This is a genomic window from Nocardia sienata NBRC 100364 (genome assembly GCF_001613205.1).
Classification (GTDB): Bacteria; Actinomycetota; Actinomycetes; order Mycobacteriales; family Mycobacteriaceae; genus Nocardia; species Nocardia sienata.
Window position 1 is genome coordinate 1 of sequence record NZ_BDBX01000079.1, and the last position, 22633, is coordinate 22633.

General features: G+C 69.3%; 25 protein-coding genes. 8 read left to right on the forward strand and 17 right to left on the reverse strand.

Annotated features, from left to right (window positions below; all coding sequences use genetic code 11):
- Positions 1-167: 167 nt before the first annotated feature.
- From pyrF to NS4_RS33565, 9 genes are all read right to left on the reverse strand, one after another.
- Positions 168-992 (reverse strand): orotidine-5'-phosphate decarboxylase, encoded by an 825-nt coding sequence (gene pyrF / locus NS4_RS29760; RefSeq protein WP_063062808.1) that lies wholly within the window; start codon positions 990-992, stop codon positions 168-170.
- An 11-nt stretch (positions 993-1003) separates the two neighbouring features.
- Positions 1004-4363, reverse strand: a complete 3360-nt coding sequence (gene carB, locus NS4_RS29765; protein ID WP_063062809.1) for a carbamoyl-phosphate synthase large subunit — start codon at positions 4361-4363, stop codon at positions 1004-1006.
- The gene (gene carA, locus NS4_RS29770; protein WP_063062810.1) at positions 4363-5481 is read right to left on the reverse strand and encodes a glutamine-hydrolyzing carbamoyl-phosphate synthase small subunit; all 1119 of its coding nucleotides are present in this window, start codon (positions 5479-5481) and stop codon (positions 4363-4365) included. Before carA ends, carB begins: the two co-directional genes overlap by 1 nt.
- Positions 5478-5975 carry a PH-like domain-containing protein gene (locus NS4_RS29775; RefSeq protein ID WP_063062811.1) on the reverse strand — a complete coding sequence of 166 codons (498 nt, stop codon included), beginning with the start codon at positions 5973-5975 and terminating at the stop codon, positions 5478-5480. Before NS4_RS29775 ends, carA begins: the two co-directional genes overlap by 4 nt.
- Positions 5975-7285: a dihydroorotase gene (locus tag NS4_RS29780; protein ID WP_174552161.1), complete on the reverse strand. Its 1311-nt coding sequence runs from the start codon at positions 7283-7285 to the stop codon at positions 5975-5977. Before NS4_RS29780 ends, NS4_RS29775 begins: the two co-directional genes overlap by 1 nt.
- A gap of 203 nt (positions 7286-7488) precedes the next feature.
- Positions 7489-8445, reverse strand: a complete 957-nt coding sequence (locus NS4_RS29785) for an aspartate carbamoyltransferase catalytic subunit (protein WP_030521483.1) — start codon at positions 8443-8445, stop codon at positions 7489-7491.
- Positions 8442-9074: a bifunctional pyr operon transcriptional regulator/uracil phosphoribosyltransferase PyrR gene (gene pyrR / locus NS4_RS29790; RefSeq protein ID WP_063062813.1), complete on the reverse strand. Its 633-nt coding sequence runs from the start codon at positions 9072-9074 to the stop codon at positions 8442-8444. Before pyrR ends, NS4_RS29785 begins: the two co-directional genes overlap by 4 nt.
- Positions 9075-9252: 178 nt before the next feature.
- Positions 9253-9867, reverse strand: coding sequence for an SAM-dependent methyltransferase (locus NS4_RS29795; protein ID WP_245665838.1), 615 nt, complete (start codon positions 9865-9867; stop codon positions 9253-9255).
- Between the two features lie 5 nt (positions 9868-9872).
- Complete coding sequence (locus tag NS4_RS33565) at positions 9873-10094, reverse strand: hypothetical protein (RefSeq protein ID WP_245665839.1); 222 nt, start codon at positions 10092-10094, stop codon at positions 9873-9875.
- Positions 10095-10241: 147 nt separating this feature from the next.
- Between NS4_RS33565 and NS4_RS29800 the strand changes: the two genes are divergently transcribed.
- Both NS4_RS29800 and NS4_RS33730 read left to right on the forward strand, forming a co-directional pair.
- Complete coding sequence (locus tag NS4_RS29800) at positions 10242-10493, forward strand: hypothetical protein (RefSeq protein ID WP_157106326.1); 252 nt, start codon at positions 10242-10244, stop codon at positions 10491-10493.
- Between the two features lie 124 nt (positions 10494-10617).
- Positions 10618-10746: a hypothetical protein gene (locus NS4_RS33730; protein ID WP_281220058.1), complete on the forward strand. Its 129-nt coding sequence runs from the start codon at positions 10618-10620 to the stop codon at positions 10744-10746.
- 3 nt (positions 10747-10749) lie between these two features.
- Here the strand turns inward: NS4_RS33730 and NS4_RS29805 are convergent, their stop codons facing one another.
- The gene (locus tag NS4_RS29805; protein WP_063062815.1) at positions 10750-11628 is read right to left on the reverse strand and encodes an alpha/beta fold hydrolase; all 879 of its coding nucleotides are present in this window, start codon (positions 11626-11628) and stop codon (positions 10750-10752) included.
- 374 nt (positions 11629-12002) lie between these two features.
- On the opposite strand from NS4_RS29805, the gene NS4_RS29810 reads away from it, so the two are divergent.
- Entirely contained in the window at positions 12003-12602 is a 600-nt protein-coding gene (locus tag NS4_RS29810; RefSeq protein ID WP_174552162.1) for a TetR/AcrR family transcriptional regulator, read from the forward strand.
- Between the two features lie 188 nt (positions 12603-12790).
- On the opposite strand, the gene NS4_RS29815 is transcribed toward NS4_RS29810, so the two are convergent.
- Complete coding sequence (locus NS4_RS29815; RefSeq protein ID WP_245665841.1) at positions 12791-14335, reverse strand: serine hydrolase domain-containing protein; 1545 nt, start codon at positions 14333-14335, stop codon at positions 12791-12793.
- A gap of 321 nt (positions 14336-14656) precedes the next feature.
- Between NS4_RS29815 and NS4_RS29820 the strand changes: the two genes are divergently transcribed.
- A complete protein-coding gene (locus NS4_RS29820) occupies positions 14657-15277 on the forward strand; it encodes an alpha-ketoglutarate-dependent dioxygenase AlkB (protein ID WP_063062816.1) in 621 nt (206 codons plus the stop codon).
- Between the two features lie 7 nt (positions 15278-15284).
- Here the strand turns inward: NS4_RS29820 and NS4_RS29825 are convergent, their stop codons facing one another.
- Positions 15285-15920 carry a TetR/AcrR family transcriptional regulator gene (locus tag NS4_RS29825; protein WP_439955822.1) on the reverse strand — a complete coding sequence of 212 codons (636 nt, stop codon included), beginning with the start codon at positions 15918-15920 and terminating at the stop codon, positions 15285-15287.
- Positions 15921-15934: 14 nt separating this feature from the next.
- Here NS4_RS29825 and NS4_RS29830 point away from each other — a divergent pair, with 14 nt between their 5' ends.
- Positions 15935-16909 carry a quinone oxidoreductase family protein gene (locus tag NS4_RS29830; RefSeq protein WP_063062817.1) on the forward strand — a complete coding sequence of 325 codons (975 nt, stop codon included), beginning with the start codon at positions 15935-15937 and terminating at the stop codon, positions 16907-16909.
- Here NS4_RS29830 and NS4_RS29835 read toward each other — a convergent pair whose 3' ends face one another.
- The 5 genes from NS4_RS29835 to NS4_RS29855 form a co-directional block, all read right to left on the reverse strand.
- On the reverse strand, positions 16910-17443 hold the full coding sequence (locus NS4_RS29835; protein ID WP_063062818.1) for a DUF4334 domain-containing protein: 534 nt from the start codon (positions 17441-17443) through the stop codon (positions 16910-16912).
- Between the two features lie 100 nt (positions 17444-17543).
- On the reverse strand, positions 17544-17801 hold the full coding sequence (locus tag NS4_RS29840; RefSeq protein WP_063062819.1) for a YciI family protein: 258 nt from the start codon (positions 17799-17801) through the stop codon (positions 17544-17546).
- Position 17802: 1 nt separating this feature from the next.
- On the reverse strand, positions 17803-18315 hold the full coding sequence (nusB, locus tag NS4_RS29845; protein WP_063062820.1) for a transcription antitermination factor NusB: 513 nt from the start codon (positions 18313-18315) through the stop codon (positions 17803-17805).
- A 1-nt stretch (position 18316) separates the two neighbouring features.
- Entirely contained in the window at positions 18317-18880 is a 564-nt protein-coding gene (gene efp / locus NS4_RS29850) for an elongation factor P (protein WP_063062821.1), read from the reverse strand.
- Positions 18881-18916: 36 nt separating this feature from the next.
- Complete coding sequence (locus NS4_RS29855; protein WP_063062822.1) at positions 18917-20053, reverse strand: M24 family metallopeptidase; 1137 nt, start codon at positions 20051-20053, stop codon at positions 18917-18919.
- 166 nt (positions 20054-20219) lie between these two features.
- Here NS4_RS29855 and NS4_RS29860 point away from each other — a divergent pair, with 166 nt between their 5' ends.
- From NS4_RS29860 to NS4_RS29870, 3 genes are all read left to right on the forward strand, one after another.
- Entirely contained in the window at positions 20220-20711 is a 492-nt protein-coding gene (locus NS4_RS29860) for a prepilin peptidase (RefSeq protein ID WP_063062823.1), read from the forward strand.
- Positions 20712-20807: 96 nt separating this feature from the next.
- Positions 20808-22025, forward strand: a complete 1218-nt coding sequence (aroC, locus tag NS4_RS29865; protein ID WP_063062828.1) for a chorismate synthase — start codon at positions 20808-20810, stop codon at positions 22023-22025.
- On the forward strand, positions 22025-22633 hold a 609-nt coding region (locus tag NS4_RS29870; protein WP_063062824.1), incomplete at its 3' end, for a shikimate kinase. The genes aroC and NS4_RS29870, both read left to right, overlap by 1 nt.

The following is a 22633-nucleotide window of genomic DNA, read 5'->3' on the forward strand; positions in this document are numbered from 1 at the left end:
AAACAAGCCCGCCCACGGTGTCGTCTCGGCGCAACGGGTGAGCATGTGGACCACCGGCGCAGTGTCCGGCTCGGCTCCTGGATAGGCCTCCGCCCGGCTCGTGCAGGCCCGCTTCGCACTCTTGCGCGAAGCCCACACCCCGGCACGAGCACGCACGCTGCCCACTGTCACCGGAGAAAAGCGAACTCCTCCTGGAACTCCGCCAAACGGCTGCGCAGCGCCTCGACCGAGGGCCCCGCCCGCAGTACATCCCGGGACACATTCGGTACCGCGGCCCGCCACAGCGGCTGCGGCAGCAATGCCCGGACCTTGTCCGCGGTACCGCCCTGTGCCCCGACTCCCGGCAGCAGGATCGGCCCGTTGAGCATGCTGAGGTCCGGAATCTCGGTGAGCGTGGCGCCGACCACCACCCCCACCGAGCCCGGATGCCCGCCGGGGTTGAGCTGGGCCGCGTCGTCGACCACCGTCTGCGCGACGGTGCGGCCACCGACCGTCGCCTGCTGGATCTGGGCGGCTTCGGGGTTGGAGGTGGCGGACAGGACGAAAACGCCGCGGTGGTTGGCGTGGGCCAGCTCCAGGGCGGGACGGAGGGCGCCGAAGCCCAGGTAGGGCGATACGGTGACCGCGTCCGCGCCCAGCGGGCCGTCGGCGAGCCAGGTGTGGGCGTAGGCGTCCATGGTGGAGCCGATATCGCCGCGTTTGGCATCGGCCAGGACCAGGGTGCCCGAGGCGCGCAGCACCTCGATGGTGCGTTCGAGCACCCCGAACCCCGCGGCGCCGTAGGCCTCGAAGAAGGCGACCTGCGGTTTGACCAACGCCACCATTCCGTCGAAGGCTTCGACGCAGCGCTCGGCGAAGGCCTCGAGTCCGTCGGCGTCCTCGGACAGGCCCCAGGCGCCGAGGAGGGCGGGATGGGGATCGATCCCGACACAGATCGGCCCGTGGGTGTGCATGGCGGCGGCCAGCCGCTCACCGAACGTCGTGGTCGTCATCGCCCGCGCCCTCAGCCGCGCAACGCCGAGTGCAGTTCCTGCAGCGACCGCACGCCCAATTCACCGTTGATACTCGCCTCGATGCCCTGCACGGCTGCCGCGGCGCCCTGGACCGTGGTGATACAGGGGATATTGACCCCGACCGCGGCGCTGCGGATCTCGTAGCCGTCCACCCGGGGCCCGGAGTTGCCGTACGGGGTGTTGATGACCATATCGACCTCCCCGTCGCGGATCTGGTCCACGATGGACGGCTGCGGGGGTGTGTGGCTGCCACCCGCCGGGGATACCGGATCCGAATGCTTACGGACCTGCTCGCAGGGGATTCCGTTGCGGCGCAACATTTCCGCGGTTCCGGCGGTGGCCAGGACACGGAAGCCGAGATCGTGCAGGCGTTTCACCGGGAACACCATGGCGCGTTTGTCCCGATTGGCGACGGAGACGAACACGGTGCCCTCGGTGGGCAGCGACCCGTAGGCCGCGGATTGGCTCTTGGCGAACGCGGTACCGAAGTCGGCGTCGATGCCCATGACCTCACCGGTGGATTTCATCTCCGGTGACAGCAGCGAATCCACCTGGCTACCGTCCGCGCTGCGGAAGCGGTGGAACGGCAGGACCGCTTCCTTGACCGCCACCGGAGCGTCCAGCGGGACATGCCCGCCGTCGCCCTCGGGCAGCATGCCCTCGGCGCGGAGTTCGGCGATGGTGGTGCCGAGCATGATCCGGGCGGCCGCCTTGGCCAGCGGTACGGCGGTGGCCTTGGAGACGAACGGTACGGTGCGGCTGGCGCGCGGATTGGCCTCGAGGACGTAGAGGACATCGTCCTTGAGCGCGTACTGCACGTTCAGCAGACCTTTGACGCCGATCCCCTTGGCCAGCGCGACGGTGGAGCGGCGCACCGCCTCGATATCGCTGCGCCCCAGCGTGATCGGCGGCAGCGCGCAGGCGGAGTCACCGGAGTGGATCCCGGCTTCCTCGATATGCTCCATGACGCCGCCCAGGAAGACCTCGTCGCCGTCGCAGAGCGCGTCCACATCGATTTCGATGGCGTCTTCGAGGAACCGGTCCACCAGCACCGGATGTTCGGGGCTGAGTTCGGTGGCGCGGGAGATGTAGCCCTCGAGGGACTGCTCGTCGTAGACGATCTCCATACCGCGGCCGCCCAGCACGTAGGAGGGACGCACGAGGACCGGGTAACCGATATCGGCCGCGATCTTGCGGGCCTGCTCGAACGTGGTGGCGGTGCCGTACTTGGGCGCGGGCAGCCCGGCGGCGATCAGGACGTCACCGAATTCGCCGCGGTCCTCGGCGAGGTCGATGGCGGCGGCGCTGGTGCCGACCACCGGTACCCCGGCGGCGGTGAGCCGTTCCGCGAGGCCCAGCGGGGTCTGCCCGCCGAGCTGCACGATGATCCCGGCGACCGTACCGGATTCGGATTCGGCGTGGTAGACCTCGAGCACATCCTCGAAGGTGAGGGGCTCGAAGTAGAGGCGGTCGGCGGTGTCGTAGTCGGTGGATACCGTTTCCGGGTTGCAGTTGACCATGACGGTCTCGTAGCCGGCCGCCGACAGCGTCTGCGCGGCGTGGACGCACGAGTAATCGAATTCGATGCCCTGGCCGATCCGGTTCGGCCCGGAACCCAGGATGATCACCTTCTCGCGATCGGGCTGCGGGGCGACCTCGGATTCCGCCGCGGGGTCGAGTTCGTAGGCCGAATAGTGATACGGCGTCCTGGCCTCGAATTCGGCGGCACAGGTATCGACGGTTTTGAACACCGGCCGCACCCCGAGCCGGTGCCGCAGGGCGCGCACACCGCTCTCACCGGCCAGTTCCGGCCGCAGTGCGGCGATCTGGCGATCGGAGAGGCCGTGGTACTTCGCCCGCCGCAGCAGCGATTCGTCCAGAACGGGGGACTCCAGCAGTTCCGCGCGCAGATCCACCAGCCCGGCGATCTCGGCGACGAACCACGGGTCGATCCCGGAGGCGGCGGCGACGTCCTCGATGCTCGCCCCGAACCGCAGGGCGCGCTCCACCTGGTAGATCCGGCCCTCGGTGGGGGTGCGCAGATCCGTGAGGATCTCCGCGATCGCGGCGTCGATATCGGCCTGATCGGTGGAGGCCGGTGCCCATTTGCCGTCCGCGGCGGTCCAGAACCCGGCCGCTTTGGTTTCCAGCGAGCGCAGCACCTTACCGAGCGCCTCGGCGAAATTGCGGCCCAGCGACATGGCCTCGCCCACCGATTTCATGGTGGTGGTGAGGGTGGGGTCGGCGCCGGGGAACTTCTCGAACGTGAACCGCGGCGCCTTCACCACGACATAGTCGAGGGTGGGTTCGAAACAGGCCGGGGTTTCCTTGGTGATGTCGTTGACGATCTCGTCGAGCGTGTAGCCGATGGCCAGTTTGGCCGCGATCTTGGCGATCGGGAAACCGGTGGCCTTGGATGCCAGCGCCGAGGACCGCGAGACGCGCGGGTTCATCTCGATGACGATGAGCCGGCCGTCGGCCGGATCCACCGCGAACTGGATATTGCAGCCGCCGGTGTCCACCCCGACCTCGCGCAGGATCGCGATACCCAGATCGCGCATCTTCTGGTACTCGCGGTCGGTGAGGGTGAGGGCGGGGGCGACGGTCATGGAGTCGCCGGTGTGCACGCCCATCGGGTCCACGTTCTCGATCGAGCAGACGATCACGACATTGTCGCGCCCGTCGCGCATCAGCTCGAGTTCGTATTCCTTCCAGCCGAGGATGGACTCCTCGATCAGCACATTCGCGGTCGGCGAGGCGGCCAGGCCGCCGCCGGCGATCCGGTCGAGATCGGTTTCGTCATAGGCCATCCCGGACCCGAGCCCACCCATGGTGAACGAGGGCCGCACCACGACCGGGAAGCCCAGTTCCTCGACGGTTTCGCGGACCTCGTCCATGGTGTAGCAGACCCGGGAGCGGGCGCTCTCCCCGCCGACCCGCGCCACGATGTCCTTGAACTTCTGCCGGTCCTCACCGCGCTGGATGGCGTCGAAATCGGCGCCGATCAGCTCGACCCCGTACTTCTCCAGCACCCCGCGCTCGTGCAGCGCGACCGCGGTGTTCAGCGCGGTCTGCCCACCGAGGGTGGCCAGCAGCGCGTCGGGGCGTTCCTTCTCGATGACCTTCTCGACGAATTCCGGGGTGATCGGTTCCACGTAGGTGGAATCGGCGAACTCCGGGTCGGTCATGATGGTCGCCGGATTGGAGTTGACCAGGGAGACGCGCAGCCCCTCGGCGCGCAGCACTCTGCACGCCTGGGTCCCCGAGTAGTCGAACTCGCACGCCTGACCGATGACGATCGGGCCCGAACCGATGACCAGAATGTGTTCGAGGTCGGTACGGCGTGGCATCAGGCTCCCTCCATAAGACCGGAGAACCGGTCGAACAAGTACGCGGCGTCATGGGGCCCGGCGGCCGCTTCCGGGTGGTATTGCACGGAGAAGGCGCGGCCGTCGATGAGGCGCACCCCCTCCACGACGCCGTCATTGGCGCAGACATGGCTGACTTCGGCTTTGCCGAACGGGGTGTCGAACTGCTCGCCGCGCTCCCCCTCGAGCGCGAACCCGTGGTTCTGCGCGGTGATGGAGATACGGCCGGTGTCGTGTTCGACGACCGGGATATTGATCCCCCGGTGCCCGAATTTCATCTTGTAGGTGCCTCGGCCGAGCGCTCGGCCGAGGATCTGGTTACCGAAGCAGATACCGAACAGCGGCAGCCCCTTGTCGAGGATGCCCTGGGTCAGAGCGACGGCGGTATCCGCGGTGGCCGGGTCGCCCGGACCGTTGGACAGGAACGCGCCGTCGGGTTTCAGTTCCAGGATCTCGTCCAGGCTCGTCGAGGACGGGACCACGTGCACCCGCATACCGCGGGCGGCGAACATCCGCGGAGTGTTGGATTTGATCCCGAGGTCGACGGCGACCACGGTGAACCGGGGAGTGCCCTCCGGTTCCACGGTGTAGATCCGGTCGGTGGTGACCTCACCGGCGAGATCGGCGCCCAGCATGGACGGCTGGCCGGTGACCCGGGCGACCAGTTCCTCGGTATCGGCGAGCGCCGGGCCGGAGAAGATTCCCGCCTTCATGGAGCCGCGGCTACGCAGATGCCGCACCACCGCGCGGGTGTCGATCCCGGCGATGCCGACGATGTTCTGCTGTTCCAGCTGTCCCGGCAGGGTGCCGCTGGACCGCCAGTTCGAGGCGCGGCGCGCGGGATCGCGGACCGCGTAGCCGGCGACCCAGATCTGCTGCGATTCGTCGTCCTCGTCGTTCCAGCCGGTATTTCCGATCTGCGGCGCGGTGGCCACCACGATCTGCCGGTGATAGCTGGGATCGGTGAGGGTTTCCTGATACCCGGTCATGGCGGTGCAGAACACCGCTTCGCCGAGGGTCTGGCCCACCGCGCCGTAGGCGGTGCCGCGGAAGACCCGTCCGTCTTCCAGTACCAGGGCCGCGTCCGTTGTTGTCGTCATTTCTCGTCGTCTCCCGTCGTTGCCCGCGCCCAGGCCGGATACACCGTTTTGTCGTCGCCACGGAACCCGGTGTCGATCTCGGTCCCGGACGGCAGCGTCCAGCGGATGACCAGTACTCCGCCCTCGCTCATGACCTTGCCCGCGTGCCCACGTTCGGTGCGGATCGCGGAGATGGACTCCTCCGGGATCCAGATCGCGGACGCGCCCTGCCGTTCCAGCAGGATTCCGTGTTCGAAGCGGGTGAGCTCCGCGGTCGCCCGGAAGCCGAGGTCACCGACCGCGATCCGGTCCTGCCAGCTCGGCGCGATGGTGCTGCCGAGGTAGAGGCCGGTGGTCGGGTCCAGGACCTGCGCGCCCGTCTCCGCCGGTACCGGAGGCAGATCGCCGATGCGGTCGGCCTGCCGGGCGGCACGATTACGCCAGCCCCGATACATCAGGTAGACGAACAGCGCCCACAGCAGAACGCAGCCGATCACCCACAGTGTCCGCTCCATCAGCGCTCTCCTACTCGTACACCCGCTGGGGCGGCGGCCACCCCGTCGCGCGCGGTGATCCGGCCGCGCAGCAGTGTGGTGGTGACCCGTCCCGGCAGCGTCATCGCCTGATAGGGGGTATTGCTCGCGATACTCGCGAGATCCTCGCCCTGCACGGTCCAGGTGGCCTCCGGGTCGACCAGTACCAGGTTGGCGGGCTCGCCCTCGGCGATCGGACGGCCCTGATCGTCGAGGCCGACGATCTCGGCGGGCCGTTCGCTCATCACCCGGGCGACCCCGCGCCAGTCCAGCAGACCGGGCCGCACCATGGTCTCCACCACAATGGACAACGCGGTTTCCAAACCGAGCATTCCGGGCCGGGCCGCGGCGAACTCACAGCATTTGTCCTGTTCGGCGTGCGGGGCGTGATCGGTGGCGACACAGTCCACGATCCCCTCCGCCAGCGCCTGCCGCAGTGCCTCGGTATCGGAACCCTCGCGTAGCGGCGGGTTCACCTTGTTCACCGCGTCGTAGGTTTCCAGGCGGGCGTCGGTCAGCAGTAGATGATGCGGCGTAACCTCGGCGGTGATCGAAATACCTTGCGCTTTGGCCCATTTCACCAATTCCACGGTGCCGGCTGTGGAAGCGTGGCAGATGTGGACCCGTGCGCCCGCGTCCCGGGCCAGCAGCGCGTCGCGCGCGACGATGGATTCCTCCGCGGCCCGCGGCCATCCCGCCAGACCCAGCCGGGCCGCGGTCGGTCCCTCGTGCGCCACCGCGCCGGAGGTGAGCCGCGGCTCCTCCGCGTGCTGCGCGATGAGGACGCCCAGCGAGCGGGCGTACTCCAGCGCGCGCCGCATGATGAGCGGATCGTGCACGCAGTGCCCGTCGTCGGAGAACATGCGCACCGAGCCCGCGCCGGTCGCCATGGTGCCCATCTCGGCGAGCTGCGCGCCGGCCAGGCCCACGGTCACCGCGCCCACCGGGTACACATCGACCAGACCGACTTCCTGCCCGCGCCGCCAGACATGGTCGGTGACCACCTGGGTGTCGGCGACCGGCGAGGTGTTGGCCATGGCGAAGACCGCGGTATAGCCGCCCAGCGCCGCGGCAGCCGATCCCGATTCGATGGTCTCGGTATCCTCGCGGCCGGGTTCGCGCAGGTGGGTGTGCAGATCCACGAATCCGGGCAGCAGCACCTGCCCGGCACCGTCGACGATTTCGGCGCCCTCGGCCGGCAGACCGGTCCCGATTTGCCGGATCACGCCGCCGGCGATCAGCACATCCACCGGCTCGCCCTCGCCGTAGGGCCGCACTCCGGTGATCAGCACGTTGTCGCTTCCTCCGTGGTTACGCTCCGCTGCCGATTCCGGGCCCGACTCGCTCACGCTGTGTTCTTGGGGCGTGCGCGAGGGCCCTCCGTGGTTACGCTCCGCTGCCGACTCCGGGCCCGACTCGGTCACGCTGTGTTCTTGGGGCGTGCGCGAGGGCCCTCCGTGGTTACGCTCCGCTGCCGACTCCGGGCCCGACTCGCTCACGCCGCGGCCTCCTGTACACCGACCAGCAGGCGGAACAGCACCGCCATCCGCATATGGACTCCATTCGTCACCTGTTGCAATACGGCGGCGCGCGGCGAATCGGCCACCGACGACGCGATCTCCATACCGCGCAGCATCGGGCCGGGGTGCAGCACCACCGCCTGTTCGTCGAGCAGCGCCAGCCGGCGTTCCGAGAGGCCGTAGCGGATCGAGTACTCGCGGGCGGACGGGAAGAATCCGCCGTTCATCCGCTCCGCCTGGACCCGCAGCATGAGCACGGCGTCGGCGCCGGGCAGTTCGGAATCCAGATCCGTCGAGACCCGCACCGGCCAGCCTTCGACGCCCACCGGCAGGAGCGTGCGCGGCGCGACGAGCACCACCTCCGCGCCGAGCGTGGACAGCAGGAACGCGTTGGACCGGGCCACCCGGCTGTGCAGGATATCGCCGACGATCACCACCCGCTTACCGGCGATATCGCCGAGCCGCTGCCGCAGGGTCAGCGCGTCCAGCAGTGCCTGGGTGGGGTGCTGATGGGTGCCGTCACCGGCGTTTATCACCGCGGGCACCGAACTGCCCGACTGCCGCGACCAGTCCTCGAACCAGCGGGTGATCTGATGGGCCGCACCGGAGGCGGGATGCCGCACGATGAGCGCGTCGGCACCCGCGGCGTGCAGGGTGAGCGCGGTATCGCGCAGCGACTCCCCCTTGGCGACCGAGGAGCTGCTCGCGCTCACATTGATCACATCGGCGCTCATCCATTTACCCGCGACCTCGAAGGAGACCCGGGTGCGGGTGGAGTTCTCGAAGAACACCGTCATCACCGTGCGCCCGCGCAGGGTGGGGAGTTTGCGCACCTCGCGGCCCAGCAGCGCCTGTTCGAATCGTTCGGCCTCGTCGAGCAGTTCGGTGGCGGTGTCGCGATCCAGATCGGTCACCGTCAGCAGATGTCTCACTGTCCCTCCCCCTGATGCAGGAAAACCCCGTCGCGGCCGTCGTGTTCGGACAACAGCACCGACACGTCCTCGATCCGCGCGGTGGGCACGTTCTTGCCGACGAAATCGGCGCGGATCGGTAGTTCCCGATGGCCGCGGTCCACCAGGACCGCCAGCTGGACGGCACGCGGCCGGCCGAGATCCCGCAGCGCGTCCAGGGCGGAGCGCACCGTGCGCCCGGAGAAGAGCACATCGTCGACGAGTACGACCAGCGCGTCCTCGATCCCGCCTTCGGGGACCGAGGTGCGTTCCAGTGGACGATGCGGTTTGGTGCGCAGATCGTCGCGGTAGAGCGTGATGTCGAGCGAACCGAGCGCGGGCCGGACTCCGGAGAATTCCTCGATCTTGTCGGTGAGCCGATGCGCGAGGGTGGTGCCGCGGGTCGGGATACCGATGAGCACTACCCGGGGCGTACCGGGATCGCCCGAATCCAGGGCGGTGCGTTCGATGATCTGATGCGCGATCCGCGCGACCGTGCGGCCGACATCGGAGGCGGAGAGCAGTTCGCGCCCTGTCGCCACCCATTCCGGGGTGTGCCGCTCGGGAGGTGACGTCGCCTCGGCAGCACCGCGTTCTTCGGGCACGGCCATACCGACCTCCTTCCCCGCCTCACTGGACGGTCCGTTAAAGGATGTCTTACGCCGAGCAGCCTATCAGCCGCCGAACGGGGACTTTCACCAGGTGAGGACCGGCCTCGGAGTGTGAACGGGACCACGCCCGATGGCGGGGCCTCGGGATGTGATCGCGGTTACCGGCAGTGGTGACCGATCATTCACGCACAGCGAGCACCGTGCCCATTCCGGGAACCTCGCCGAGACCGGGACGCCCGTAGGGGGCGACGAGATCGTTCCAGGCGCGGAAGGTGGTGTGCCAGCCGTGCGCGGTGAACCACGATTCCGCGTCCGGGCCCAGGCCGTTGACCGGACGCGCGGCATCGGAATCGCCGGAGACGAGCTCGCGGAGCTCCCGGTACCGCTGGGCGGCGGCGTCGACCTGGAACCGGCCTATGCCGAAACGGCTTCCCGGCGCCGACAGTTCGGTCACCGTCTCGATCACAGCCTGCGCGTCCCGCCGGGGCAGGTAGTTCAGAACCCCCTCGTCCACCCACAACGTGGCGTCTCCGGGACGGAATCCCGCCGCCGCCAATGCCCGCGCCGAGTCGCCGCGCAGATCGGCCGGGACCACCCGGCGCACGCAGTCGGGACGGGCCTGCCGCGCAGCCGATACCGGCTCTTTGAAATCGAACAGTTCGGGGAGGTCCACTTCGAAGAACACGGTCCCGGCGGGCAGCCCGAGCCGGAAGGCCCGGGTATCCAGTCCGGCCCCGAGCAGGACGATCTGCCCGCATCCCGCGGCCACGGCCGCGCCGAAGCTCTCGTCCACGGCTTTCACCGCCAGGGAGCGGCCTTCGTAGAACCGGTCGGCCAGCGCCTCCAGCCGCGACCAGCGCTCTCGTCGAAGGCCGGGCGAGCCGCCGCAACGAAGGCCGCGGCGAGTGGATCGTCGTAGAGCCGGTCGGGCCGGGCGCTTTCGCGGACCCGGATGAGCGCGACGCCGATCGCGGTCATGGCCACGCCGGCGGTGGGTACCCGGGCGGACGGTTCGCTCATGATTCTCCCTTCCCCTTACTTGTCGCCCGGCTAGACGAACTCGTCACCTGGGCCGAGGGCACCCCCGCAGGCCGGGCCCGCGCCGAGGAGATCCTCGATCGGTACGGCGCGCTGCTGCACAGCACAGGCCGCGACATGGTGCGGTTCATGCACGAGAACCAGCCGGCGTTCCGGGAACTCGGTTTCGGGGTGAGCCTGCGTTATCAGTTCCGGCTGCTCGCGGATCTGATGACCGAACCCGCGCGGGGTCCGCTCGATGTGTTCCACGCCCGCCAGGCCCTGCTCGCGATCAGCTGGAGCACGGCGATGATGGGCGATCTCCCGCTCTCCGACGACGAATGCCACCGCGCCGCCGTCGATATCGCGCACCAACTGCTGCGTCGCTGCCGGCTGGGGTAGCGGGCTCCGGACCCGACACTTCCGACAGCCCGGTCGCTGCGGCCCCGCACCTCTCTCAGCAACGCTGGACCGCGAGGGAGTGGCCGGCCCGCGCGACATCGCGATCGTGGGCACCGCGACGCGAGTGAGGCGCGCGTTGGCCCGGCTCGATGATGCCGGGGTCACCGAATTCACGGCGGTCCCTTTCGGCACCGCCGCCGAACAGGACCGCACGGCCGAACTGCTGGCCGAACCGGTCGGCGCACACCGGTGATCCTCATTCCTTCGTCTGCGCGAGGACGGCGGCGGCCAGCTCCTCGTGCACCTCCGGCGGCAGCGTATGACCCATGCCCGCCACGATCATCAGCCGTGCCCCCGGAATCCGCTCGGCGATGAGCGCGCCGTGACCCGGTTTGGCCGGCTCGTGGCTGCCTTCGACGACCAGCGTGGGCGCCTGCACCCGGTGCAGCACGCCCACCGGTTCGAAATCCGGCTTCGCCGCCGCGGCCAGCCGGTGGTTGGCCACGGCCGACAGATCGCGGGCGCGGTCGTGGATCCGCTCCTGCAGCCGGCGGGCTGCGTCCTCGTCGAACGGCAACCCGCTGCCGTGTAGCACGCGCTGCTCGGCGACCATGCTGTCGATCCGGTCGCGCCGGTTGTCCGGCGGCGAGCCGGCCAGCAGGGCGCGGTAGAACGCCACGAACTCCGGCGTCGGCTCCGGCAGACTCCCCTCGGGCTGCGGCTCGCCCAGCAGCGCCCGCATGATGACCGCTCCTTCGCCGCCGCCGAGCGGCGAGGAACCGATCACGGTCAGCGAGCGCACCCGCTCCGGCCGCTCCACGGCGATGAACTGGCCGAGCAGCCCGCCCGCCGAGTGGCAGACCAGGTGCGCACTCGCCAGGCCGTGCGCGTCCAGCACGCGATAGACATCATCCTTGATATCTCCCCACGTATACGGATGCGTCGCGAAATCGACGGTTCCCGACAGACCGGTGTCGCGGTGGTCGTACCGGATCACCCGGCGACCTCCGGCGACCAGTCGGCCGACGAACTCGTCCGGCCACAGAATGCCCTGCGACATCGACCCCATGATCAACAGGATCGGCGTATTCGTCGCGGTGCCGAATTCTTCACTCCAGAGATTCACGTCGCGCATGGGGTGGGTCTGTCCTCTTCTGTCGATGTACCGGTCGAGCCGGTTGTCTTGTGCGGCATTACGATCCGCGTCGTTCGGCCCGGATACTGCGGGCCGGACGAATTTCGGCTCCGCCCTCAGCGAGCGCCGCGCCTGCCGGTCCGAGGCCCTCCGTTGCGGACGGCGGCGGCCACCCGCGGGGGTACGGGACGAGCCACGAAACGCTGCTGGTTGTTTCGGATGGGGTACGTGCCGTGCTGCTTTCGCATATCGGTTGCGCCTTTCGTGAAACCGGCGGGGACCGGACTTCGAGGGGGACGGCCGGGCGGGCTACCAACCCTTACCGCTTCAGATGTAGTACTCTGTTCGAAGTGGTTTCAACCGTAGTACTACAGATGGAGTGGTGTCAAGTGGTCCGCACGAATCCCGAACGCCGTATGGCGTTGCTGGACGCATCGATCGAGGTCCTGGCCCGAGACGGAGCCAGGGGACTGACCTTCCGCGCGGTGGACAAAGCGGCGGCAGTACCCGCCGGCACCGCCTCCAACTACTTCAGCAACCGCGACGATCTACTCGTCCAGGTGGGCCACCGGTACTACGAGCGCTTGATCCCCGACGAATCGGCCATGGCCACCCTGCACGGACCACGCACCCGCGAGACCCTCACGAAGCTCATGACCGAGGTGGTCGGCCGCGTCACCCGCTTCCGCACCGGCTACCTCGCCCTCCTGGAACTCCGATTGGAAGCCACCCGGCGGCCCGAACTACAGGCCCTGCTCACCGAGCGGGTGCGCGCCGATCTGGACTTCAATATCCGCAACCACCTGGACTACGGGATGCCCGGCGACGAGGACACCGTCGTCCTGCTGTTCCTCGCCCTGAATTGGCTGATCCTCGAACGACTCACCCTGCCCGGCGTCTTCACCGAGGAGCAGGCCCGCGAATTGGTGCGCACGGCCGTGGAGCGCGCGATCCCCGCCACCGCCGATTCCTGATATTCGACCTCAGGCGCACCGGTTTCAGCGAGCCGCGACCCCCGCGCACGGATGCCCGCCACGGAACACCCGATCGGGCAGCACGGTTCGCGCCGCGGCAGACCGCGCCCAGCCCGCGAGCTCGGCGGGGTCGTGGATCGGCGATCCATCGCACGGACAACCGCGAGGTCGGCCCGCGCGGCCTGTGCTCATTCCGCCGGACGGGCCGGATCGGCCTGTCCGCCGCCGAACACTTCGTCGACGAGCCGTCGCGTCGCCTGCTGGAACGCCGCCGAGAGCGACAGGGCGGCATCGTCCACATAGTTCAGCGTGCCGGTCAGCGTGGCGGTGCCGTCGGGCGTGCTGTACATCAGCGCCGCATGACCCCCGGCGCCACCGTTGTGCATGACGAGGGTGCCGCCGCCGTCCGTCTCCTGGATGAAGACCCCCAGGCCGTAGCCCATCCCGGGGATACCCGTCGGGCGCGGGGTGCGCATCTCGGTCAGCAGGTCGTCCGGTAGGAGCTCACCGCCGTTCAGCGCGGCAATGAAGGTGTGCAGGTCCCGGCTGGTCGAGATCATGTCACCGCCGCTGGAGATCCAGGAGGGGTTGTGCTCGGTGACGTCGACCGTCCGCTCCGCACCGGCGTCCTCGTAGCGGTAGTAGGCATGCGCGTGCGGCTCGGGGACCCCGGTCTGCGTGGTCGGCGCTATGGTGCCCGTCAGTCCCAGCGGTCCCAGGATCAGCCGCTGCGTCTCCTGGGCGATCGGGCGTCCGGTGACCTTCTCGACCAGCAGCCGCGCCACCACGTAGTTGGTATTGGAATAGCTCCAGTCCGTTCCCGGCTCGAACCGGGCCGGCTTCGACAGCGCGAGCCGGACCAGCTCTTCCGGCTCATAGCCGTGGAACCGGTTGTCCACCCACTCCTTGCCCGAGATGGTGCAGGGGATCCCCGGCACGACCGTTCCGTCGCTGTAGTACTCCCCGGTGAAGTTGAAGAGGCCGCTGGTGTGCTGCAACAGCATCCGCACCGTGATCCGCGGGTCGAACCCGAACTCCGGCAGGTACTCCCCCACCGAGGTGTCCAGCCCGATCCGGCCCTCGCCCACCAGCTGCAACACCAAGGTCGCGGTGAAAGTCTTGGTATTGCTGCCGATCCGGACATGCCCGTCGATCGGCGGCGGCACCGAACCACCCAGCTCGGCCACCCCAGCGCTGCCGACCCACTCGCCCCGTTCGTCGTGCACCCGCACCGTGATCCCGGTGAGACCGGACGCGACGATCTCCTCGAGCGCTTTCCGCAACGCCGGACGATCCCGTTCACCGGCCGCCGGCCCGGTCCGGCCGTACACGGAGCCCGCCCCGGCGAGGGCGGCGGTGACCTTGCGGGCCATCTCGACCGTCGCCGGGCCGGGCTCGCCGCGGCGGGGCCGGGCGGCTGCGCCGACGGCCAGGCCGACCGTGGAGCGGAAGTTCTCGGCCTCGGCCACATCCCTGCTTTCCAGCAGGTTCACCGCGGCACGCAGAGCCGGGAGCACATGGTCGGCGAGTTCGGCGACGGTCTTTCCGGTGAGTTCTATGGCCGCGGACCTCGCGGCGAGCACATGGCCGACCACGCCGGTCGCCGAGGCCAGGGCGAGGGACCCGTGTGCCACGGCCGAGTGGGCCGCACCGGTCGCGGCGATCAAGGACACGGCGCCGTAGGCGGCGGTCCGCAAGGTGGCTTGTTCCCGGTCGGTCAGAGTGACGGACATGCCGGCGTGATCCTTCGAAGACGCTGCGGCGGAATCCGATCGAACGGGTACCGGGTCCGTCCGAGGTGTGCTGTTCACTGTGTTGCTCATGGGGATACTGTCGCCGGGCGCGCTGACACCGCACTGATGCCGGCCCGACACAGCCGCTGATACGGTATCGGCGCTGTTCAGCGGGCATAGAACGAGCCGGATCAGTTATCGTCGCTCGCCGGGCAGCCCACCCACGGTGCGCCGCGAGCGCCGGCCGCCGACGATCGGCGAGTCCAGGCCCCTTGCCGACCCCATGGGAACATACGTTCGACACCGGCGTAACCTGACGGCATGGCTCTGCAGGGTTCACTCTTCGACGGTTTCGGGGCGGCGGAACTCACCCCGCTGACCGGCGTCGGGCGCACCCGGCTCGCGTACGGCGCCTGGGTCGATCTGCGCCCCGGCTGGCTACGCGGCGCCGACGACCTGTTCGAGCAGCTGGCCGCGACCGTGCCGTGGCAGGCCGAGCGACGGCAGATGTACGACCGGGTCGTCGATGTACCGCGACTGCTCTGCTTCTACGGCGAATCCGACCCGCTGCCGGACCCCGTCCTGGCGGAGGCCCGTGGAGCCCTCAGCGTCTACTACGGGCCCGAACTCGGCGAACCATTCCGCACCGCGGGGTTCTGCTACTACCGCGACGGCCGTGACAGCGTGGCCTGGCACGGCGACACCATCGGCCGCGGCGCCGCGCACGACACCATGGTCGCCATCCTCACCCTGGGCGCGCCACGGCCACTGCTGCTGCGACCCCGCGCCGGCGGGCCCAGCCTGCGTTTCCACCCGGGCCACGGCGATCTGCTGGTCATGGGCGGCTCGTGTCAGCGCACCTGGGAGCATGCGGTGCCCAAGACCCGGCGGTCGACCGGACCGCGGATCAGCATCCAGTTCCGGCCGCGCAACGTGCGCTGAACATTCACTACGGCGCGCGCAGCACCGCGCGCACCTGCTGATCCACCGCCGCCAGCAACCGATCGGTCGATCCCGCACGGACCATATCCGGCACGGTTTGGCCCGCCAGGCCGTCCAGTAGCAACCGGCCGACCGTCTCCGCGTCCAGATCGGGGCGCGCTTCGCTCAGCAGCGCGGTGATATGGGCGCGCCAGAACCGGTGGAACTCCTCGGTGCGCGGATGCGGCGGGACCACCCGGTAGACCTCCATGAGCGCCAGGTTGTCGATCACCAGCCGGGCCATGGCGGCGAAGAAGGCGAGCAGCCGATCACCGGCCGGCGCGCCGGGACCCAGCGGCGGGGGGCCGTCGGTCACGGCGGACATCAGGGTGACCGCGCTTTCGGCGACCATTTCGTGCAGCAATCCGGCACGGTTGCCGAAGCGATGGAAGATCGTCCCCTTCCCCACGCCGGCGGCCGCAGCGACCCGATCCATGGTGACCGCCTCCGGGCCGTGTTCGGCGAGCAGCGCCGCGGTCGCGTCCAGGATGGCGCGCCGGTTGCGGGCGGCGTCCGCGCGTTCCTTCGGAATTGTCGCACCACCTTCGTTGACAACTTGACCGCCGGTCCATATCTTGAGGAAGTTATCTGGACCATCAGTCAACTTATGGAGTTCCAATGCAGGCAATCGTAATGACGAATACCGGCGGACCCGAGGTGCTGGTATCTCGGGAAGTCCCGGAGCCCACCGCCGAGCCGGGCGAAGTAGTGATCAGAGCCGAGGCGATTCCCGTCCTGTACCCCGAGACCCAGCTGCGTTCCGGAGCATTCCCGATGGCCTCGCCGCCGCCGGTCGTCTTCGGCTTCCAAGCAGCCGGCGAGGTGATCGCCGTGGGCGAGGGCGTCGGATCCGAATACCTCGGGCGGCGGGTGGTGGTCGCCACGGACGGAACGGGAGCGTACGCCCAATTGGTCCGCGCGAAAGCGGATGCCACAACTCCGATTCCCGCGGGCGTCACGGCCGCCGACGCGGCGGCGGTGATGATGAGTGGTTCGGTGGCGCTGGCACTACTGGAAGCCGCGGCGCTCACCGGCTCCGAAACAGTGCTGGTCGAGGCCGGTGCCACCGGCGTGGGCGCGCACCTGGTCGAATTGGCCCGCGAATTCGGCGCGGCCCGGGTGATCGCGACCGCGGGCGGCCCGGACAAAATTCGGCGCGCGAAGGAACTCGGCGCCGACGAGGTGCTCGACCACCGCGACGAGCACTGGCCCGGACAACTACGCGAAGAGCCGGGCCGCACGATCGATATCGTGTTCGACTCACTCGGCGGCACCTCGGCGGCCGCACTGCTCGAGACCATGACGCCCGGCTCCGGGCGGATGCTCAGCTACGGATGGCTTTCCGGGGAACCCGCCCGCGTTTCGGCGGCCGACCTCATCCCACACGGGCTGACACTCACCGGATGCTCCGGTCCCGCCTGGCACGCCCGGGTGGACCGCGCGCGTACCGCGATCCTCGAGCGGGTACCGGCCCTGGCGGCGCCGGTGGAGAAGATCATGCCGCTCGACCGCGCCGCCGCGGCGCACGCGCTGCTGGAATCCCGGGCACCGCTCGGCAAGGTCATCCTGCGGCCGGGCCCGGCGGCGGGCTGATCAGCGCGTCAGGACGAAGAAGTACGGTTCGGCCAGACCGCGCATATCCATGACGCCGAGCAACCGGTCGTCGTCGAGCCGGCGGAAATGGTCGATGATGGGCAGATGGTCGTAGACCATGGCGGCACTGACCACACCGCGGTACTCGATATCGCGTAACCGGGCCGTCGCTTTGCGGGTACGCAGCAGCGGGCCGAGGGTACGCAGGTTGTTGCGGACCGGGCGCAGCCAGTGCGCCGGAATCCGGCCCGCCAGGGACAGCGGGACCCGGCGCGGATCCACCGCGAACACGGTACCGCGTTCATCGGTGAACAGCAGCGGATGTACCTGGTCGGGTGCATCGAACTGCTTGCCGTACCAACCGGATTCGGACAGGGTGCCGTCCATCGGGTGCCCGGTGGGCAGTTCCGAACCGCGCCAGCGGCCGGTGGTCACCTCGTCCACGCGCGCGGCCGGCAACCGGTCGAAGATCTCCCAGGCCTGTGCGGCGGTGCATCCGCCCTCGGGCAGGGTGACGCCCGCGTTCTCGGTCATGGTCCGCACTCCTCGACATCATGGGACGTTGCGATGAACAGCCTATCGTCCTCTCATCGAGTCGCGCGGCGGACCGGTCCGCAGGCGATCCGGTACGGGTTCAGCCGGTGATCTCCCATTCGTGGACCGTGATCGCCGACGAGCCGGTGGTGTGCAGCGGATCGGTGTACACCACCGCCTCGGCGGCCGCGAGCGAATCCGCGAGCACCAGGTACGCGCCGCCGCTACCGTCGGTGAACGGACCACTTTCCTGCAGCATGTCCTTCGCACGCAGCTCGGCGAGGAACCGGCGGTGCGGTTCGACCACGGCCGGGTCGTAGGCGGGGGTACGCATGGCCAGCACCAGATACTTGCGCACCTCAGTCCTCCGATTCCCGATCGCTGGAACGCCCCGCGGCCGCGGCGGCCGCGCGAATCTGCGGCGCCACCAGCACCACCTGTCCGAGCACCCCGTTCACAAATCCCGGGGAATCATCGGTGGACAGTTCCTTGGCCAGTTCCACCGCCTCGTCCACCGCGACGATCGGCGGGACATCGGGCGCGTACAACAGCTCCCATACCGCGACTCGCAGGATCGCGCGATCCACCGCGGGCAGCCGGGGCAGTGTCCAATCCTGCAGGTAGGACTCGATGGTCCCGTCCACCCGGTCGAGTTCCTCGGCGATACCGTCCACCAGGGTGCGGGTATAGGCGTGCACCGGCGCCACACCCTGATCGCGGGCCGCGAGCTCGATCCGCTCGTCGGCCAGATCGGCGGGATCGACATCGCGGGCCTCGGCCTCGAAGAGCAGGTCCACCGCCCGGCGGCGCGCCTTGTGGCGGGCGCCGAGTTTCTTGTATGCGGATTTCTTGTCCGCGGGCTGCTCGGGCACGTCAGGAGTTGACGCGGCCCAGGTAGCTGCCGTCGCGGGTATCGATGCGGAGTTTGTCGCCGGTGTTGATGAACAGCGGGACCTGGACCTCGGCGCCGGTCTCCACGGTGGCGGGCTTGGTGCCGCCGGTGGAGCGATCGCCCTGCAGACCGATATCGGTGTGGGTGACCTCGAGCTCGGCGGTGACCGGCAACTCCACGTACAGCGGCGCGCCCTCGTGCGTGGCGACCTGCACGGTCATGTTCTCCAGCAGGAAGCGGGCCTGCTCGCCGATGGTGCTCTCCGCGATGGCGATCTGGTCGAAGGTCTCGCCGTCCATGAAGACGTAATCGGAGCCGTCGTGGTACAGGTAGGTCATATCGCGGCGATCGACCGTGGCGGTCTCCACTTTCACGCCCGCGTTGAAGGTTTTGTCGACGATCTTGCCCGACAGCACGTTCTTCAGCTTCGTCCGCACGAACGCGGGACCCTTACCCGGCTTCACGTGCTGGAACTCGACGATCTGCTGGAGATTACCGTCGATCTTCAGCACGAGGCCGTTCTTGAAGTCGCTGGTGTCCGCCACTGTCTTCGGGTCTCCTCGGTTCTCGGGCGACCGTCGTCATCCGACGACGATCAGATCTTTGCTGGTGTTGGTGAGCAGCTCCGGGCCCCCTTCGCGCACCACGAGCGTGTCCTCGATCCGGACCCCGCCGCGGCCGGGAAAGTACACACCTGGTTCGACGGTCACCGCCACGCCAGACTGGAGTGTACCCGTGCCGGTTTTGGCGATTCCGGGCGCTTCGTGGATGCGCAATCCCACCCCGTGCCCCAGACCGTGCACGAACAGCGGCCCGTGACCGGCGGCCGCGATGACCTCGCGGGCGGCCGCGTCCACATCGGCACACGGCACACCGGGCCGCAACGCCTCGCGGCCGGCCCGCTGCGCGGCATACACCAGGTCGTAGACCTCGCGCTGCCAGGACGCGGGTTCGCCCAGCACGAAGGTCCGGGTCATATCCGAGTGGTAGCCGTCCACCACGGCCCCGAAATCGATCTTCACGAAATCACCGGCGGCCAGTACCGCCTCGGTGGGCCGGTGATGCGGCACGGCGGAATTCGCCCCGGCGGCGACGATCGTCTCGAAGGCGATCCCGGCCGCTCCGCGCTCGAACATCGCCCATTCCAGATCCCGGGCCACCTGACGCTCAGTGCGCCCCGGCCGCAGCCCCCCGCTCTCCAGCAGTGCCGCCAGGGCCCCGTCACCGACGGCGCAGGCAGTGCGCAGCAGGTCGATCTCGTACTCGTCCTTGACCATGCGCAGCTGCTCGACCAGGCCCGGTGTGGCCACGAACTCCAGGCCCGAGCCGAGCTCGAGCAGCGCCCGGTGCTGATCCACGGTAACGATATGGCTTTCGTAACCCAGCCGGCCGAACTGCCACTCCCCCGCCAGCTCCACCACCCGGCGCGACACCGCCCGGGCGATCTCGGCGCGCAGATCGGGAACCTGCTCGGCGACCTGGGTGTCGTAACGCCCGTCGGTCGCGATCACGGTGCGGTCCTCCGCGCCCGGGGTGTCCCACGAGTGCACCAGCAGAGCGGCGTTCGATCCGGTGAATCCGGTGAGATAGCGGATGTTCACCAGATCGGTGACCAGCAGGCCGTCGATCTCGTTCTGGATCAGCAGGTTGCGCAGTGCACCGCGCCGGGCAGCGTAATCGGGCCGGACCCGCGGGCCCCGACCGGCATCAGCAGACATGGGACAAAAGTACCGCCGACCCGGCCCCGGCACACGGGCCGACCGGGTGGCACGCACTCGGAAAATGAGGATCACTCACTGTTCACATACCGGCGCGGTAGCCCGAGTTGTCCACATATCGCGTGCACCGCCACCGGTACGGCCGGCCGGCCGCGATCGTGAAGGCATGACGACCCTCGGTTTTCTGGCCTTCGCCGCCTGGTGCGCAGCGCTGAGCGCCATGGATATCCGCTTCCGGCGCCTACCGAACCTGCTCACCGTGCCCGGAGCCGGCGCCGTGCTCGGTCACGCGGCGCTGACCGGGCATTTCCACAGCGCCGCGTGGGGCGCGGCCCTGCTCGCGACTCCATATCTGCTGATCCACTCGGCGCGCCCGGCCGCACTGGGCGCCGGCGATGTGAAACTGGCCGTGGGGCTGGGCGCGGCAGCCGGGCTCGGTGGTGGTCCGGTCTGGGTCTGGTCGGCCGTCGCCGCACCGGTGTGCACCGCGTTCGCCGGAGCCGGCGCGCTGCTCGGATCACGGGCGGGACGGCGGATATTCGGCGGCCCGCACCGCATCGGCGCCCGGTGGGCGCTCGCGCCGGAACGGACCGAGCCCACGATCGCACACGGTGCATCGATGTGCGCGGTGACACTTCTCGGACTCACCCTGTGGTGACCCCGCGGCAATCCCGGCCACCACGGACTCCCCGGGTCGATGAGCACGGCCGACCGCATCCCCCACCCGTCGCGCCGACATGGGAAGATGGTCGGCGTGCTGCGCTGGATAACTGCTGGAGAATCCCATGGACCCGCTCTCGTCGCCATCCTGGAAGGGATGGTCGCCGGTGTCGAGGTGACCTCGGAGGAGATCTCCGCACAGCTGGCGCGCCGACGGCTGGGCTACGGTCGCGGCGCCCGGATGAAGTTCGAGGCCGACAAGGTCACCGTGATCGGCGGGGTCCGCCACGGCCGCACCATGGGTGGGCCCGTCGCGATCGAGATCGCCAATTCCGAATGGCCCAAGTGGACCACGGTCATGTCCGCCGATCCCGTCGACGAGGCCGAACTCGCCGAGCTGGCCCGCAATGCTCCGCTCACCCGCCCCCGCCCCGGCCACGCCGACTACTCGGGCATGCTCAAATACGGCTTCGACGACGCCCGTCCGGTCCTGGAACGGGCCAGCGCCCGCGAGACCGCGGCCCGGGTCGCGGCCGGGACCGTGGCCCGCGCCTTCCTGCGCCAGGCGCTCGGGGTGGAGGTCGTCTCCCATGTGGTCTCCATCGGGACGGCCACGAACACGACCGGACTGGTGCCCACCGGCGCGGACCTGGCGGCGATCGACGAGAGCCCGGTGCGCGCGTTCGATGCCGGCGCCGAGGCGGCCATGATCGCCGAGATCGAGGCGGCGAAGAAGGACGGCGACACCCTGGGCGGAGTGGTCGAGGTGGTCGTCACCGGCCTCCCGATCGGGCTGGGTTCGTTCACCAGCGGCGAGAACCGGCTCGACTCGCGGCTCGCGGCGGCACTCATGGGTATCCAGGCCATCAAGGGCGTCGAGGTCGGCGACGGTTTCGAGACGGCGCGGCGCCGCGGCAGCCAGGCCCACGACGAGATGCGCCCCGGCAGTGACGGCGTGTTGCGGTCCACCAACCGCGCCGGCGGTCTCGAGGGCGGGATGACCAACGGAGAGGCGCTGCGCGTGCGCGCGGCCATGAAGCCCATCTCCACGGTGCCGCGCGCGCTGGCCACGGTCGATATGTCCACCGGCGAGGAGGCCGTGGCGATCCACCAGCGTTCCGATGTCTGTGCCGTTCCGGCGGCCGGAGTGGTCGCCGAATCGATGGTCGCGCTGGTGGTGGCCCAGGCCGCGCTGGAGAAGTTCGGTGGCGATTCGCTCGCCGAAACGGTGAGCAATCTCGACGGCTACGTGAAGCGGATCAGCGGGCGCCCCCATCTGAGCCCGGGCGATACCGTCGCCGACCCGGCGTAATGACCGAGCAGACCGGTCCGCACGGCCCGCTGGTGGTGCTGATCGGCCCGCCCGGGGCGGGTAAGACCACCATCGGCCGCAAACTCGCCCGGGAACTCGGCGTCGAGCTCTACGACACCGACGCCGGGATCGAGGAGGTGACCGGCCGCAGCATCCCGGAGATATTCGCCGCCGACGGGGAACCCGAATTCCGCCGGATCGAGGAAGAGGTGGTCGGCGAAGCGCTCGCCACGCGCAGCGGTGTCGTCTCTCTCGGTGGCGGCGCGGTGCTCTCCGAACGCACCCGCGCCCTGCTCCGCGACCGGACCGTGGTGTATCTGGAGATCAGCATCGCCGAGGGGCTGCGCCGCACGGGCGCCGGTACCCACCGGCCCCTGCTGGGCGGGGCCGACCCGGGAGCGAAATACCGGGAACTCATGCGCACTCGGCGGCCGCTCTATAGAGAGGTGACCTCGGTCCGGGTGCGCACCGACGGCCGCAGCCCGGGCCGGGTGGTCCGCTCGATTCTGGGGAAACTCGCACTGGAATCGGTGCGGGTGGCCACCGACTCCCCGGATGCGGACCTGCCGGAAAGCTCGGGCACCCCACGCACCAGCAGGTCCCGGGCC

What these genes read in the sequence shown, in the direction of transcription:
- pyrF (WP_063062808.1), bottom strand. Translation starts at nt 992, where the DNA reads ATGACGACCACGACGTTCGGTGAGCGGCTGGCCGCCGCCATGCACACC.
- carB (WP_063062809.1), bottom strand. Translation starts at nt 4,363, where the DNA reads ATGCCACGCCGTACCGACCTCGAACACATTCTGGTCATCGGTTCGGGC.
- carA (WP_063062810.1), bottom strand. Translation starts at nt 5,481, where the DNA reads ATGACGACAACAACGGACGCGGCCCTGGTACTGGAAGACGGACGGGTC.
- NS4_RS29775 (WP_063062811.1), bottom strand. Translation starts at nt 5,975, where the DNA reads ATGGAGCGGACACTGTGGGTGATCGGCTGCGTTCTGCTGTGGGCGCTG.
- pyrR (WP_063062813.1), bottom strand. Translation starts at nt 9,074, where the DNA reads ATGGCCGTGCCCGAAGAACGCGGTGCTGCCGAGGCGACGTCACCTCCC.
- NS4_RS33565 (WP_245665839.1), bottom strand. Translation starts at nt 10,094, where the DNA reads ATGAGCGAACCGTCCGCCCGGGTACCCACCGCCGGCGTGGCCATGACC.
- NS4_RS29800 (WP_157106326.1), top strand. Translation starts at nt 10,242, where the DNA reads ATGCACGAGAACCAGCCGGCGTTCCGGGAACTCGGTTTCGGGGTGAGC.
- NS4_RS29805 (WP_063062815.1), bottom strand. Translation starts at nt 11,628, where the DNA reads ATGCGCGACGTGAATCTCTGGAGTGAAGAATTCGGCACCGCGACGAAT.
- NS4_RS29810 (WP_174552162.1), top strand. Translation starts at nt 12,003, where the DNA reads ATGGAGTGGTGTCAAGTGGTCCGCACGAATCCCGAACGCCGTATGGCG.
- NS4_RS29815 (WP_245665841.1), bottom strand. Translation starts at nt 14,335, where the DNA reads ATGTCCGTCACTCTGACCGACCGGGAACAAGCCACCTTGCGGACCGCC.
- NS4_RS29820 (WP_063062816.1), top strand. Translation starts at nt 14,657, where the DNA reads ATGGCTCTGCAGGGTTCACTCTTCGACGGTTTCGGGGCGGCGGAACTC.
- NS4_RS29830 (WP_063062817.1), top strand. Translation starts at nt 15,935, where the DNA reads ATGCAGGCAATCGTAATGACGAATACCGGCGGACCCGAGGTGCTGGTA.
- NS4_RS29835 (WP_063062818.1), bottom strand. Translation starts at nt 17,443, where the DNA reads ATGACCGAGAACGCGGGCGTCACCCTGCCCGAGGGCGGATGCACCGCC.
- NS4_RS29855 (WP_063062822.1), bottom strand. Translation starts at nt 20,053, where the DNA reads ATGTCTGCTGATGCCGGTCGGGGCCCGCGGGTCCGGCCCGATTACGCT.
- NS4_RS29860 (WP_063062823.1), top strand. Translation starts at nt 20,220, where the DNA reads ATGACGACCCTCGGTTTTCTGGCCTTCGCCGCCTGGTGCGCAGCGCTG.